Below are 14,052 nucleotides of genomic sequence, written 5' to 3'. Positions count from 1 at the left end.
AGCGCCTCAGCGCTTTTTCTTGGACGGCGTGCCGCCGCGCTTCTCGCGCACGACCTGCCGCTTGCTGCTGGCAGGCACCTTGATCACGCTGCCAGCGCCCCGCGCGGTGGCCGACTGTGAGCGCGCGCCACCACGTCGGGCCGGGGCGGCAGCCGCATGCGAGGTTGCCCTGGCGCCGCTGCCCGCGCGGGCGGCCACCGTTGCGTGCACTGGCAGGTACACCACGACGCTGTAGCCGCGCTTGAATGCGTGGTTCGGCTTCACGTCGTTCCACTCGGCCACGCTGGCGGGCTTGAGGTTGTAGCGGCGCGCGATGCTCGCGACGCTGTCGGCGCGGCCGGCCTTCACGGTCGTGCGGCGCGTGACGATCTCGGGCTGGAAGCTCAGGTGGCCGCCATCGGCCACCACGGCCGCCACGTCTTCCTTCACGCGGGCGCCCCGCGGCACGATCAGCGTCGAACCGGCCTTGATGAGCATGCGCGGCGGGACGTTGTTGATGGAGCGCAGGTCGCTTTCGCTCATGCCCGAGCGCTGGGCGGCGTCGGCCACCGTCATGGTGTTGGGCACGACCCAGGCGGTCCAGCTGGCGTACTGGCCCTGCGCGTAGGCGTCGAAGTTGCGCTGAAACACGGCGGCGTTGTCCCAGGGCAGCAGGATCTGCGGCGTGCCGGCGGCGATCAGCACCGGCTTGTGCGCGGCGGGATTCAGCGCGCGGAAGTCCTCCAGGCGCACGTCGGCCAGCTTGGCTGCGAGCTCCACGTCGAGGTCGCGCGTGAGAGTGACGGTCTGGAAGTAGGGGTGGTTGGCGATCAGCGGCAGCTCGGTGTTGAAGGCTTGCGGATTCGCCACGATGTTCTTCACCGCCTGCAGCTTGGGCACATACATGCGCGTCTCGGCCGGCATGGTGAGGTCGCTGTAGGTGGTGGGCAGGCCCAGGCGCTGGTTCTTGGCGATGGCGCGGCTCACGCTGCCTTCACCCCAGTTGTAGGCGGCCAGCGCGAGCTGCCAGTCGCCGAACATGCCGTAGAGCTTCTGCAGGTAGTCGAGCGCGGCGCGGGTGGAGGCCACCACGTCGCGGCGGTCGTCGCGGAAGATGTTCTGCTTGAGGTCGAAGTCGTTGCCGGTGGCCGGCATGAACTGCCACATGCCCGCGGCGCGTGCGCTGGAGATGGCCTGCGGATTGAACGCGCTCTCGATGTAGGGCAGCAGCGCCAGCTCCGTCGGCATGTTCCGCCGCTCGAGTTCCTCGACGATGTGGAAGATGTACTTGTTGGAGCGCTCCGTCATGCGCTGGATGTAGTCGGGCCTGCTGGCGTACCACTGCTCGCGGTCGCGCACGAGGTCGTTGTCGAGGTCCGGCATCTTGAAGCCGCGGCGGATGCGGTCCCACATGTCGACCGGCGGCGCGAGCGTGACGACGCTCTGCGAGTGGGCCTGGCCGCTGGCCAGCGGGGAGAGTGCGTCGCGCGGATAGACGGGGGCCGCGCTGCCGGCGACCTTGGAGCCGGTGCCGCCGGCCTGTGACGACGAGGTGGGGGAAGAAGAGGAGGAGGAGTTATTGTTGTTCGTGCCCGCGCAGCCCGCGAGCACCAGTGAACCTGCAATGCAGGTGGCAGCGATCAGTTTCATCGGAAGTCGTTTTTCCATTGGCGCAGCGCAGCGAATACATCGGCCTCCGCCGCATCGGCAGCCAGCTCGGCGTAGGCACGCACCGCTCTAAGGACAGTGGCTTCGCGGCTGCGAAGAAAGGGGTTGATCTGGCGTTCGAGCGCCAGTTGCGACGGCAGCGTGGGCTGCCCTTTCGCGCGCAGGCTTTCGCAGCGCGCGTTGTAGTGAGTCAGCTCGGTGTTGGCCGGTTCCACGGCCTGAGCGAAACGCAGGTTAGAAAGTGTGTACTCGTGCGCGCAGCACACGCGCGTGTCGCCGGGCAATGCGGCGAGCGCGTCGAGCGAAGCCAGCATCTGCGCGGGCGTGCCCTCGAAGAGACGCCCGCATCCGCCGGAGAAGAGCGTGTCGCCGCAGAAGAGCAGCGGCGCGTCTTCGCGCGAGGTCTGCCCGACGGGCAGGAAATACGCGATGTGCCCGGCGGTGTGGCCTGGCACGTCGATGACCTCGAAGCGCAGTCCGAGCGCCTCGGCGACGTCGCCTTGCGCCAGCGGCGTGAAGGGCTCGGGGATGCGCTCGCGCGCGGGACCCCATACCTTGGCCCCGGTGGCTGCATGCAGCGCGGCCACGCCACCCGTGTGATCGGGGTGATGGTGCGTGACTAGAATCGCGGCCAGTTGCAGCTTGTCGCGCGCCAGCGCGTCGAACACCGGCTGGGCATCGCCCGGATCCACCACGATGGCGTGGGACCCGTCGTGCAGCATCCAGATGTAGTTGTCAGCGAAGGCGGGCAGCGGAACAAGGGTCATGAGCGGTCAAATTATAGGTTTGCAGGATTGGTTCGCGACCCCCCCGGGGCGGTACCTGCTGGCTTGGGAGCAGGCCCAGTTCGATCAGGCGGTGGCCGATGTATTCGGCTATCACGCGCTCCAGCTGGGCGCCGCCGAGGTCGACGGGCTTCGCGCCAACCGCATGCCGCACCGCTGGAAGCCTGGCTCTCCGAGCACGGCGTGAAGCGCGTGGTGGTCTGCGGCTATTCCTCGGAGTTCTGCGTGGACACGACAGTGCGCCGCGCCGCCGCGCTCGGCTACCACGTGGTGCTCGCGGCCGATGCGCACACTTCGCACGACAAGCAGCACGCCACGGGCGCGAAGATCCGCGAGCATCACAACGCCACGTTGTCGGGCATCACGAGCTTCGGCGTGCCGATCCGCGCAGTGGCCAGCGCGGAAGTCGCGTTCGGCGACTGAACGCCTCCACGAACCGCGCGCGGCACGGGCGCGCCGGCAGGCGAAAGAGCCTGCATCGAATGGATGCCTGAATGCTCACACCCGGCGTGACACGGCAACCTTGTGCAGGAGCTCGATCAGGATCAATTGCTCGCCCTTGGAGAGGTTGCCGAGCACATGCTGCTCGCCTTCGATCACCAACCGTGTAGCGCTGCTGGCAAGCGTTGCGCCGGTCGGGGTGGTGCGAAGGTACTGGGCCCTTCGATCCGTTGCGTGCGGGGTGCGGCGGATCAACTCTCGCCTCTCCAGCCGTTCGAGCCATGCCGCGATGTTGGGCGCCGTGACCGCGAGCGCCTTCGCCAGGCGGGCGGCCGACACGTCGGGATTTTCGTGAATGAGGCACAGCACCGTGAACTCGACGGGGCGCAGGTCGAAAGGTGCGCCCACTCGCTCGGCGAACACTGCGTCTGTGACGATCGTCGCCTGCGCGAGCTGATAGCCGAGCACGTGGTGCAGGGACGCTTCGACCAGCCGGCCCGCTGGTGTGGCATCTACCGGATTGCTTCTGTTCTTGGGCATTCCGGGCATTGTCGTTCTGCCTCCAAGTGATTCACTGCCTGATCTAACTTGATCGGGAGATCGTCTCTGGAGTGAAAACTGCTTAATGGAAAACCATAACTGGTTATCTTTGATAGTTAAGTAGATTAACTATAGGCGCCGCATCCAGGCGTCGAAGGAGACATTCTTGAAGACCCCCGCATCCCTGATCCTTGTCGCTTCATTGCTGACCGCCTGCGGCGGCGGAAATGGCGGTGGCGGCTTCGTCGGTTCGTTCCCGACGACCGGTACGCCGACGAACACCCCGCCGGCCGGCAACGGCAATCCCGTGACTCCCCCCGACAATCCGGCGCCGCCCGTCGAGACACTGCCGGTGCTCGGCGCGGCCACCGGCGCGGCGCTCATCGATTGCGCCTCGCTCGCCGGCTTCACCTTTGCCAACACGACGATCACTGCCGCCAATTCGATTGCCGCCGGCACCCTGAGCGTCGCCGGCAAGCCGGTGGGGGCGCATTGCCAGGTGCGCGGAGCGATGTATCAGCGCACGAGTCCGGTCGATGGCCAGAGCTATGCGATCGGCTTCGAGATGCGTTTGCCGGTCAACTGGAACGGGCGGTATTTCTATCAGGCCAACGGGGGGCTCGACGGCAGCATCGGCACCGCCGCGGGGCCTGTGGGCGGAGGCGGCGTTCTGGACAACGCGCTGAACAAGGGCTTCGCGGTGATCAGCTCCGACGCGGGGCACCAGGCGCCCACGCCGTTCTTCGGCATCGATCCGCAGGCCCGCCTCGACTACGGCTACCAGGCGGTCGGCAAGCTCACGCCGATGGCGAAGGCGTTGATCGCGTCGGCCTATGGCAAGGGGCCGGACCGCTCCTACATCGGCGGCTGCTCCAACGGCGGGCGCCACACCATGGTCGCCATGTCACGCTATGCGGACGACTACGACGGTTTCCTGGTGGGCGACCCCGGTTTCCGGCTTCCCCTTGCGGCCTCCGCCAACATCGTCGGCGCCCAGAACTACAACGCCCTGGCAACCACCCCGGGCGATCCGGGCACGGGCTTCACGCTCGCCGAACGCACCCTGGTCTCCAATGCGGTCCTCGCCAAGTGCGACGCCCTCGACGGCACCACAGACGGCATCGTCCAGGACACCGGCGCATGCCAGGCGGCTTTCTCCCTCGACCGTGACGTTCCCACCTGCAGCGGCTCGCGCGATGGCACATGCCTCTCGGCCGACCAGAAGCTTCGCATCGGGCAGCTCTTCGCGGGTGCGCTCGACGGCGGCGGAAAGAAGATCTATGCGAGCTTTCCGTTCGACGCGGGCCTGAACACCACCGGCTGGTCATCTTGGAAGTTCTCGAATTCATTGAACCTCGACTCGGGCGCGGTCGCCTTCGTCTGGCAGGTGCCGCCAGAGAACCCGTCCGGCTTCAACGGCCCCAACTTCACGCTCACGGCCAACATCGATTCGATCCTCGCGAAGATCACGTCGACCGACGGCCTCTACACCGAGAACTCGCTTTCGTTCATGACGCCGCCGAACCCTACCGATCTGAGTCGCTTGAAGAAGCGCGGCGCCAAGGTCATGGCCACACGGAACGAGCGACCCCATCTTCTCGAGCGACGACACGCAGCACTGGTATGACCAGCTGATGGCGGCCAACGGCGGCGATGCATCCAACTTCGCACGCTTCTATCGGGTGCCCGGAATGAACCACTGCGCCGGCGGGCCGACCACCGACCAGTTCGACATGCTCGCACCGCTCGTCAATTGGGTGGAGAAGGGCGAGGCCGCCGATTCCGTCGTCGCTTCGGCGCGCGGTGCAGGCAACGCGGGCGGCGTGAACGCGGACGTGCCTTCCGGCTGGTCGCCCACTCGCACCCGGCCGCTCTGCGCCTACCCGAAGGTTGCGCGCTACAAGGGCACGGGTGACATCGAGAAGGCAGAGAGTTTCAGCTGCCAATGAAAGGCTTCGTGCCTGGTAGCACCCGGCCCGTGAGCGAGCTGCTTGGCTGTACTGCGCCCGTCACGCCGAATGAGGCGTGATCGGGTCTGGCAGCCCGAAGCAACCTCTGCGACGCAATCGACCCGCTTCGGCGGGTTTTTCTTTGCCCGCCGAGTCGGCATGTATTCCGCGCGTAGCGTCAACGGCCTGAGGGCATCCGGCCAGTGGCGAGCGCGCTCGCCCAGTCCGGCCTGCCATTGGCCATCGCAAGCGCCGCCATGCTCGCGTGGTCGTAGGGCACCGAGACCAGCGTCGAAGTCCAATCTCCGTTGGCCAGTCGCTCGACGACGGCATAGCGCGCATCGGGCGAGCCCGTCTCGACGATGTGCGGATGCGGGTGGATGTCGTCGTAAGCCTGCAGCCCGACGCTGCCCGGATTGACGATCAGCTGCCCGCCCGAAGCGCGAACCACCCGCGGCACGTGCGTGTGCCCGCAGGCGACGAGCCGCACCTGCGCATCGACCGTGCCGAGCCTTGCATCGATCTCGGGCATCGTGGCCGGTCGAAGCAGCGTTGGCTCGACCGTCTCCAGGAAGTAGTGCAGGTCGCTGTCCGGCGTGCCGTGGCACAGCAGCACGTCGGAGTTCAATCGCAGGCTGTGTTCGAGCGAAGCCATCCACGCGAACTCCTGCGGGCCGAGCCGTGCATGGGCGAATTCGTCCGATGCGCCGCGCTTGCCTGCGGGCCGGGTGAGCACCTGGCGCTCGTGGTTGCCCGCGAGATGAATCCAGTCCCGTGCCATCAGGAAACGTGCGGTTTCCAGCGGCATCAGCGGGCCGGAGAGGCTGTCGCCCAGGTTGACGACGACATCGACGCTACGTCGGCCGATGTCCTCGACGACGGCTTCGAGTGCGGGAAGGTTTCCGTGGATGTCCGAGACGATGGCAATGCGCATGCGCCGATTCTGAGGGAATCGCGAACCGAGTCGCCGCCACGGACACCAATGCCGAGCCACACGGCCGCGAGCCAACTGCGTGGCTATACTGCGCCCGTCACGCCTAGCAAGGCGTGATCGGGTTTGACAGCCTGAAGCAATCTCTGCGACGTGAGCCGCAGTTCCCGCAGGATCTGCGGCTTTTTCGTTCGCGCCTCCAGTTTTGGCGGCTCGGATGGGAGGGCTCGCGCCCTGCCGGTTTCTCGCAAGAGGTTGCCCGGTCTGTCAACCCGTCCGAGCTGCCGCCCTCGTTTGACAGCGAGAGCGGCGGTTTTTGCAAATCGCAACCTCTGGAGGTCGTCCGTGACCAAGTCTGCCCGCGTGCTCAAGCACGCGCCGAAAACCGATACCGCCTCGACACCGAAGCCGGTTCCTCCCCATTCGAATGCAAATGCAAATGCCGAGTCGGTTGCCCTGCAGGCAGGCGACGACGTCGAGGGCATTCGCCAGGTGCACAGCGCCTATGTGTGCCTCGAAAAGCTCGTCGTTCCGGTGCAGATGAACGAGCGCGAGGAGATCTATCCGACCCGATCCGAATTCGGTGCTCTGTTCCGCCTGGTCAATGAGGAGCTGCATCGGCGAATCGACGCTGCTGACAGCACGATCGCTTCCTTGCGCGATGCTCTGGGGAAATCAGTCAATCCGCCCCAGGCCGCCACACCTTCGCCAGCGCCGCCAGCTTGCCCCTGAACCCCAGCCTGTCGTTCGACAGCGCATCGATGAAGTCGGAGAGCCGCTGCGACTTCACCATCGTGTAGATGGTGAGCCAGGTCGTCGCCACGAACACCACGCCGAACCACACGGCCTTTCGCCACAGCGGCGCCTCGGCCTCGGCCAGCAGGTTCATGCCGAGGAAGCCGGTGGTGATGGTGCCGATGAGGCCGAAGAGCGTGACCACCGTGAGCCGCACCACGGTGGCGGCCTGGCGGCGCAGGCTGTCGGCGTCGAGGTACGTATTCATGTCGGCGATGCGCGCCTTGACCTCGTCGTAGAGCGGGTCGAGCCCGAGGTGCGTGGCGCACATGTGGGAGAGGGCGCGCACCTGCGCCTGCTCCGAGATCTCGTGAAACCAGTAGCGGTGCGTGAAGCGCAAAAACCGCTCGAAGCTCGCGCGGATGGCGCGCTTGAACTGCTTCACGCTCGGCGTGCTGCGGATGTCCAGCCGCTTGAGCGCCTCCACCAGCTGGTCGGAGAACATCAGCAGCGAGGCCTTCTGGAAGTGCGCGATGAGGAACAGCAGGAAGTGCTGGTGCCTGAACTGCGCGAGCACGCCGCGGTCGCGGCAGCAGAAGAACTCGGAGCGCGCGTCGCCCACCACGATGAGCGCGTGGCCGTTGCACAGGTAGCGCGTGTTGGGCGCGGCGCCCGCGTTCACCCAGAAGCGGTCGTAGCAGTACTTGTGCTCGAAGTCGGCGAGATGGTGCTCGGCGTAGGGCAGGTGGGCATCGGTAGCGCCCGCGCCGGTGACGAGGGCGAGCCGCACGAAGTCGTCGCGCGTGAGGCGGCGCGGGTCGTCCAGCGACAGGTAGGCCATCACCGGCATGCGGTAGTACTCGATCTGCCGGTAGCGCAGCACGCCCGCATCTTCGGAATGGTCGCTCACCAGCGGTTGCATCAGATGGGCCCAGTGCGCGGCGATGCGCGGCGCGCGGTGCTGCGCCACATGCGAGAGAAAGGCCTCGCGCTGCTGCGCGTCGGAGCTCGCGAGCACGCGGCCGTCGGCGCCCAGCCATTCGACGCTGGCCATGCAGTGCAGCGCCGAGCCGTCGGCCTCCCAGCCAGAGGGGTAGGCGCGGCCGAAGCGGTAGAGGACGTCCTGCGCCTGCGCGAGGCTCAGGTCGCTGGCGCCGACTTCGAGATTCAGCATCACCACGTCGATGTCGAAGAAGAAGTACAGGTCGCAATGGATCACGTCGAGCGTGACCGGCGCGTCGCCCGGCTTCGACACGAGGCGCACGGCGGCCACGTCGTGGCGGCGGAAGATGCGCATCGGCGAATCGCCGTCGCCGCCAGTCCCGTTGCCGCGCGAGCGGCCCTCTCCATACAGGAAGCGCTGCACATACGGCAGGAAGCTCACGAACTCGTTGTAGTGCCGCTCGTGGAAGCGGCTGCTGTCGCCCGTGTATTCGTCGACTTCCTCGCGCCAGGGCGATGCATCGCCCATCTCGCGCAGCACGTGCCAGGGCGCGTGATGGTGCCCGGCGTGCGGTGCGGGCATCAGCCGCAGCGGCCACAGCAGCGCCTGCCTGAAGTGCTGCACGGTGGGCGCGCTTGTGGCAAGCGCATTCGCCTCTGCGGGCATGTCGGCCATGGGTGGGTTCAGCATGGACTTGAAGTAGGCAGAAGGTGGGTCAAAACGACCACCTAGGGGAATCCCTATGCGTTCCTGAAACCGGTTTCATATAAGCTGCAAGCCTTGCTTTCAGGGTATGCGCGCGTTCGCGCCGCGCAGCTTCCGGCTCCGCCCACCATGAACTACCAGTTTCAATTCGACGCCGTCTTCGCCGCCTGGCCGCTGCTGCTCAAGGGCACCTGGATCACGATCCAGCTTTCGCTCGTTGCCACGGTGCTGGGGCTGGTGGTGGCCATCTTCTGCGCCTGGGGCAAGACCTCGGGGCCGGGCTGGCTGCGCTTCATCATCAATGCCTACATCGAGGTGATCCGCAACACGCCGTTCCTCGTGCAGCTGTTCTTTTTCTTCTTCGCGCTGCCGGCCATCGGGCTGCGCTGGTCGCCGCAGACGGCCGCGCTGGTGGCCATGGTGGTGAACCTGGGCGCCTACGCCACGGAAATCATCCGCGCGGGCATCGAGTCGATTCCCAAGGGGCAGATCGAGGCGGGCAGGGCGCTGAACCTCAAGCCCTGGGAAATCTTCCGCTTCGTCATCATCAAGCCCGCGCTCAAGGCCATCTACCCGGCGCTCACGAGCCAGTTCATCCTGCTGATGCTGAGCTCTGCGGTGGTCTCGGTCATCTCGGCCGACGACCTGACCTCGGTGGCCGCCAACCTGCAGTCGCAGACCTTCCGCAGCTTCGAGATCTACATCGTCGTGGCCGCCATCTACCTTGCGCTGGCGCTGGCCTTCTCGGCCATGTTCAAGCTGATCTACAAGCGCACGCTCAATTACCCGGACCGCCGGTAAACCCAGACCACGGACGGAGCAGACACCATGCGCACCTTCGGCTTTCCCGAATTCCTTTTCATCCTCGAAGCGGCCAAGTGGACGCTCGCGCTGTCGGCCATCGCCTTCGTGGGCGGCGCGATCCTGGGCCTGGCCCTCGCGCTGATGCGCACGTCGGAATCGGCGTGGGCGCGAGGCGCCTCGACCACCTTCATCCAGATCTTCCAGGGCACGCCGCTGCTGCTGCAGCTGTTCCTGGTGTTCTTCGGCGCGCCGGTGCTGGGGCTGGACATCAACCCATGGGTCGCCGCGGGCGTGGCGCTCATCCTCAACAGCGGCGCCTTCCTCGGCGAGATCTGGCGCGGCTGCATCGAGGCCATTCCGCGCGGCCAGTGGGAGGCGGCGCAGGCCCTGAGCCTCAGGTACGTCGACCGCATGCGCGACGTGGTGCTGCCGCAGGCCTTCAAGATCGCGCTGGCGCCCACGGTGGGCTACCTGGTGCAGATCATCAAGGGCACCTCGCTGGCGGCCATCATCGGCTTCGTCGAGGTCACGCGCGCGGGGCAGATCGTCAACAACGCCACCTTCCAGCCGCTCATCGTGTTCTCGGTGGTGGCGGCCATCTACTTCGCGATCTGCTGGCCGCTGTCCTTGCTGGCCGCAAGCATGGAGCGCAAGCGCGCCCGGGCACTCGCACGCTGACCCCATTGCTCTTTCGTTTTTCGTTCCCGTCCTTCCTTTCATCGTCCAGGAGACATACCCAATGACCCGTACCACCTCCCGCCGTGCCGCGCTCGCAGCCCTCGGCCTCGGCGCCGCCCTCACCGTGTTCGCTCCCTTCGCCTCGGCGCAGAGCGTGGCCGACATCAAGAAGAAGGGCGAGATCACCATCGGCATGCTGGTCGACTTCCCGCCCTACGGCACCACCAATGCGCAGAACCAGCCCGACGGCTACGACGCCGACGTGGCGAAGCTGCTGGCCAAGGACTGGGGCGTGAAGGCCAACATCGTTCCCGTGACGGGCCCCAACCGCATCCCCTTCCTGCTGACCAACAAGGTCGACCTGCTGGTGGCCTCGCTGGCCATCACGCCCGAGCGCGCCAAGCAGGTCCAGTTCTCGCAGCCCTACGCGGCGGCGACCATCGTGCTGTACGGCGCGACCAAGACCTCCATCAAGGGCGCGGGCGACCTGAAGGGCCTGCGCGTGGGCGTGGCCCGCGCCTCGACGCAGGACGTGGCCGTGACCAAGGCCGCGCCCGAAGGCACCGAAATCCGCCGCTTCGACGACGACGCCTCGGCCATGCAGGCGCTGATCTCGGGCCAGGTCGACGCCATCGGCTGCTCGGTCACCGTGGCGGCGCAGATCGCCAAGCGCGTGCCGGCCAACACTTTCGAAAACAAGTTCACGCTGGTGCAGCAGTCCATGGGCATCGCGATGCGCCCCGGCCAGGAAGAGCTGCACAAGGCCGTCAACGAGTTCGTGCAGAAGAACACCGCCAACGGTGAGCTGAACAAGCTCTATCAGAAGTGGCTGCAGGCCGACCTGCCGAAAATGAACTGAGACGCGGGCTGAAGGAAATCCTGGCATGACGACGGAATCGATCATCCGCATGGAAGCGGTCAACAAGTGGTACGGTGAATTCCAGGTGTTGACCGGCATCGACCTGTCGGTGCGCCAGGGCGAGCGCATCGTGATCTGCGGGCCCTCGGGCTCGGGCAAGTCCACGCTGATCCGCTGCATCAACCGTCTGGAGACAGTGCAGAAGGGCCGCATCGTGGTCGACGGCATCGACCTCACGGCCGGCGGCAAGAATGTCGATGCCGTGCGTGCCGAAGTCGGCATGGTGTTCCAGCAGTTCAACCTGTTTCCGCACCTCACCATCCTCGAGAACTGCACGCTCGCGCCGATGCGCTCGCGCGGCATGACGAAGGCGCAGGCCGAAGAGGTGGCGATGAAGTACCTCACGCGCGTGCGAATTCCCGAGCAGGCCGGCAAGTACCCCAGCCAGCTCTCGGGCGGCCAGCAGCAGCGCGTGGCGATCGCGCGGGCGCTGTGCATGGCGCCCAAGATCATGCTGTTCGACGAGCCCACCTCCGCGCTCGACCCCGAGATGGTCAAGGAAGTGCTCGACACCATGATCGGCCTGGCCGAAGACGGCATGACCATGCTGTGCGTGACGCACGAGATGGGCTTTGCCCGCAGCGTGGCCGACCGCGTGATCTTCATGGCCGAAGGAAAGATCGTCGAGCAGGCGCCGCCGCAGGAGTTCTTCGGCAACCCCAAGGACGAGCGCACGCGCCAGTTCCTCGGCCAGATCCTGAGTTCGCACCAAGGCCACTGATGTCCTTCGAGGTCCTGATTTCTCTGTCGTCCTTCGGTGCGGCCGAGGTGGGCCGGCACGGCCAGCTCTGGTGCTCGCAGCTTGCGCGCGCGGCCGGTGCCGATTCGGTGGAAGTGCGTGGAGAGATGCTGCGCGACGCCGACGCGGAACTGCCCGCGCTGAACGGACTGGCATCGGTGTACTCCAGCCCCGAAGGCCTGTGGGCCGAAGGCGGCTGGCTCGACAGCGCCGCGCTCAAGCGCGGCATCGCCGCGGCCACGCGCGTGGGCGCGAAGCGGCTGAAGATGTCCATCGGCGACTTCCAGCCCTCATCGCATGGCTCGCTCTGGGGCCTGAAGGTGGAGCTTGCCGAAACCCGCGTCGAGTTGCTGATCGAGAACGACCAGACAGTGCGCGCCGGCACGCTGCCCGCGCTGCAGGCCTTCTTCGACGCGGCCGACCGCGCGGGTGTTTCGCTGGGCATGACCTTCGACATGGGCAACTGGCACTGGCTCGGCGAGTGCCCGCTGCAGGCCGCGCAGGCGCTGGGCCATCGCGTGCGCTACGTGCACTGCAAGGGCGTGCAGCGGCTGCCGCACAAGTGGGTGGCGGTGCCGCTGGGCGATTCGGTCGCGCCGTGGCGCTCGGTGCTGCGCGCGCTGCCGGCCGACGTGCCGCACGCCATCGAATACCCTCTGGTGGGCGACCACCTGCTGGCCGTCACCCGCTCGCAGATCGACTTCATCCGCGCCGCGCGCGCATAGGGACGAAAAAACAGATGACAGAACCCGCCGCCTTCGATGTCGCGCTCTTCGGCGAGGCCATGCTGCTGCTCGTGGCCGACCGGCCCGGCCCGCTGGAAGACGCGCAGTCCTTCCACAAGCGCACCGCCGGCGCCGAGACCAACGTGGCCATCGGCCTGTCGCGCCTGGGCCTCAAGGTGGGCTGGGCCAGCCGGCTCGGCACCGACTCGATGGGCCGCGCATTGCTGGCCGCGATGCGCGCGGAGGGCATCGACTGCTCGCACGTCATCACCGACGCGACGCAGCGCACCGGCTTCCAGTTCAAGGGCCGCGTCACCGACGGCAGCGACCCGCCGATCGAATACCACCGCAAGGGCTCGGCCGCGAGCCACATGGGCCCGGCCGACGTCGACGAGGCATGGCTGCGCTCGGCGCGCCACCTGCACGCCACCGGCGTGTTCGCCGCCATCTCCGACACCAGCCTGCAGGCCGCGCTCAAGAGCATGGAAGTGATGCGCGCCGCGGGCCGCACCATTTCCTTCGACACCAACCTGCGCCCCACGCTGTGGTCGTCCACCGAGACCATGCGCCACTGGATCAACGAACTCGCCTCGCGCGCCGACTGGGTGCTGCCCGGCATCGAAGAGGGACTGCTGCTCACCGGCCACGGCAAGCCGGAAGACGTGGCGAAGTTCTATCGCGAGCGCGGCGCGAAGCTGGTGGTGGTCAAGCTAGGCGCCGAGGGCGCCTACTACGACAGCGACGTGGCCGGCACCGGCCGCGTGGACGGCTTCCCGGTGAAGGAAGTGATCGACACCGTGGGCGCGGGCGACGGCTTCGCGGCCGGCGTGGTGAGCGCATTGCTCGAAGGCCGCAGCGTGCCCGACGCCGTGCGCCGCGGCGCCTGGATCGGCGCGCGCGCCGTGCAGGTGCTGGGTGATACCGAAGGCCTGCCAACGCGGGCTCAACTCGAAGAAGCGGGGCTCTGAACGCCATGGCGAACACGTCGAACATGCAGAAGAAGAACATCCTCGTCTTCCGGCCGCTGCCCGAGGACCAGCTCGCGCGCCTGCAGGCCGCGCACAACGTCACCGTGGCCGATCCGCGCAAGGAGCCCGAGGCCTTCGCCGCCGCGCTGCGCACCGCGCACGGATTGATCGGCTCCAGCCACACGGTCGATGCCGCGCTGCTCGATGCCGCGCCGCAGCTCGAAGTGATTTCGAGCGTCTCGGTCGGCGTCGACAACTACCCGCTGGCCGAGCTGCACAGGCGCGGCATCGTGCTGTGCCACACGCCCGACGTGCTCACCGAGACGGTGGCCGACACGGTGTTCGCGATCCTCATGGCCACGCAGCGCCGCGTGGTCGAGGGTCATCGACGCGGGCCTGACCTGGATCGGCCCGTCGCCGGCCGCCATTGCGATGCTGGGCGACAAGGTGCAGGCCCGCAAGCTCGCGATGAAGGTGGGCGCGCCGCTGGTGGCGGGCACGGCCGATCCGGTGAAGGACGCGGGCGAGGTGCTCGCCTTCGCC

Annotated in this window: 12 protein-coding genes and 4 pseudogenes; 11 read left to right on the top strand and 5 right to left on the bottom strand. The window is 67.0% G+C overall.

What is annotated here, in order from left to right; all coding sequences use genetic code 11:
• Positions 1-6: 6 nt before the first annotated feature.
• Both QMO14_RS25830 and gloB read right to left on the bottom strand, forming a co-directional pair.
• Positions 7-1,629 carry a transglycosylase SLT domain-containing protein gene (locus QMO14_RS25830; protein ID WP_301510649.1) on the bottom strand — a complete coding sequence of 541 codons (1,623 nt, stop codon included), beginning with the start codon at positions 1,627-1,629 and terminating at the stop codon, positions 7-9.
• Entirely contained in the window at positions 1,626-2,414 is a 789-nt protein-coding gene (gene gloB, locus QMO14_RS25825; protein WP_301510648.1) for a hydroxyacylglutathione hydrolase, read from the bottom strand. Before gloB ends, QMO14_RS25830 begins: the two co-directional genes overlap by 4 nt.
• On the opposite strand from gloB, the pseudogene QMO14_RS25820 reads away from it, so the two are divergent.
• Both QMO14_RS25820 and QMO14_RS25815 read left to right on the top strand, forming a co-directional pair.
• Positions 2,413-2,592 (top strand): annotated as a pseudogene (locus tag QMO14_RS25820) (SAM-dependent methyltransferase); the annotation flags it as partial. The gene gloB and the pseudogene QMO14_RS25820 sit on opposite strands and share 2 nt — an antisense overlap.
• Positions 2,586-2,855 (top strand): annotated as a pseudogene (locus QMO14_RS25815) (isochorismatase family protein); the annotation flags it as partial. The pseudogenes QMO14_RS25820 and QMO14_RS25815, both read left to right, overlap by 7 nt.
• A gap of 75 nt (positions 2,856-2,930) precedes the next feature.
• Here QMO14_RS25815 and QMO14_RS25810 read toward each other — a convergent pair.
• Positions 2,931-3,413: a MarR family winged helix-turn-helix transcriptional regulator gene (locus QMO14_RS25810; protein ID WP_301510647.1), complete on the bottom strand. Its 483-nt coding sequence runs from the start codon at positions 3,411-3,413 to the stop codon at positions 2,931-2,933.
• Between the two features lie 352 nt (positions 3,414-3,765).
• Here QMO14_RS25810 and QMO14_RS25805 point away from each other — a divergent pair.
• Positions 3,766-5,362: pseudogene (locus tag QMO14_RS25805) on the top strand (tannase/feruloyl esterase family alpha/beta hydrolase).
• A 178-nt stretch (positions 5,363-5,540) separates the two neighbouring features.
• On the opposite strand, the gene QMO14_RS25800 reads toward QMO14_RS25805, so the two are convergent.
• Entirely contained in the window at positions 5,541-6,296 is a 756-nt protein-coding gene (locus QMO14_RS25800; protein WP_301510646.1) for a metallophosphoesterase, read from the bottom strand.
• A 342-nt stretch (positions 6,297-6,638) separates the two neighbouring features.
• On the opposite strand from QMO14_RS25800, the gene QMO14_RS25795 reads away from it, so the two are divergent.
• Entirely contained in the window at positions 6,639-7,025 is a 387-nt protein-coding gene (locus tag QMO14_RS25795) for a hypothetical protein (RefSeq protein ID WP_301510644.1), read from the top strand.
• Here the strand turns inward: QMO14_RS25795 and QMO14_RS25790 are convergent.
• Positions 6,973-8,661 carry a hypothetical protein gene (locus QMO14_RS25790; protein ID WP_301510643.1) on the bottom strand — a complete coding sequence of 563 codons (1,689 nt, stop codon included), beginning with the start codon at positions 8,659-8,661 and terminating at the stop codon, positions 6,973-6,975. The genes QMO14_RS25795 and QMO14_RS25790 overlap by 53 nt on opposite strands.
• Before the next feature lie 144 nt (positions 8,662-8,805).
• Here QMO14_RS25790 and QMO14_RS25785 point away from each other — a divergent pair, with 144 nt between their 5' ends.
• The 7 genes and pseudogenes from QMO14_RS25785 to QMO14_RS25755 form a co-directional block, all read left to right on the top strand.
• Positions 8,806-9,477 carry an amino acid ABC transporter permease gene (locus QMO14_RS25785; protein WP_126021763.1) on the top strand — a complete coding sequence of 224 codons (672 nt, stop codon included), beginning with the start codon at positions 8,806-8,808 and terminating at the stop codon, positions 9,475-9,477.
• Positions 9,478-9,504: 27 nt separating this feature from the next.
• Positions 9,505-10,158 carry an amino acid ABC transporter permease gene (locus tag QMO14_RS25780; RefSeq protein WP_301510642.1) on the top strand — a complete coding sequence of 218 codons (654 nt, stop codon included), beginning with the start codon at positions 9,505-9,507 and terminating at the stop codon, positions 10,156-10,158.
• Positions 10,159-10,219: 61 nt separating this feature from the next.
• Positions 10,220-11,017: a transporter substrate-binding domain-containing protein gene (locus QMO14_RS25775; RefSeq protein ID WP_301510641.1), complete on the top strand. Its 798-nt coding sequence runs from the start codon at positions 10,220-10,222 to the stop codon at positions 11,015-11,017.
• A gap of 25 nt (positions 11,018-11,042) precedes the next feature.
• Positions 11,043-11,798 (top strand): amino acid ABC transporter ATP-binding protein, encoded by a 756-nt coding sequence (locus tag QMO14_RS25770; protein ID WP_301510640.1) that lies wholly within the window; start codon positions 11,043-11,045, stop codon positions 11,796-11,798.
• Positions 11,798-12,541: a sugar phosphate isomerase/epimerase gene (locus QMO14_RS25765; RefSeq protein ID WP_301510638.1), complete on the top strand. Its 744-nt coding sequence runs from the start codon at positions 11,798-11,800 to the stop codon at positions 12,539-12,541. The genes QMO14_RS25770 and QMO14_RS25765 overlap by 1 nt, the downstream gene beginning before the upstream one ends.
• Before the next feature lie 14 nt (positions 12,542-12,555).
• The gene (locus tag QMO14_RS25760) at positions 12,556-13,509 is read left to right on the top strand and encodes a sugar kinase (protein WP_301510637.1); all 954 of its coding nucleotides are present in this window, start codon (positions 12,556-12,558) and stop codon (positions 13,507-13,509) included.
• 5 nt (positions 13,510-13,514) lie between these two features.
• Positions 13,515-14,052, top strand: a pseudogene (locus QMO14_RS25755) (bifunctional glyoxylate/hydroxypyruvate reductase B); the annotation flags it as partial.

Origin of the sequence: Variovorax sp. CAN15 (genome assembly GCF_030462475.1) — a bacterium.
GTDB lineage: Bacteria > Pseudomonadota > Gammaproteobacteria > Burkholderiales > Burkholderiaceae_C > Variovorax.
This window is presented reverse-complemented; position numbering and strand designations above follow the sequence as displayed.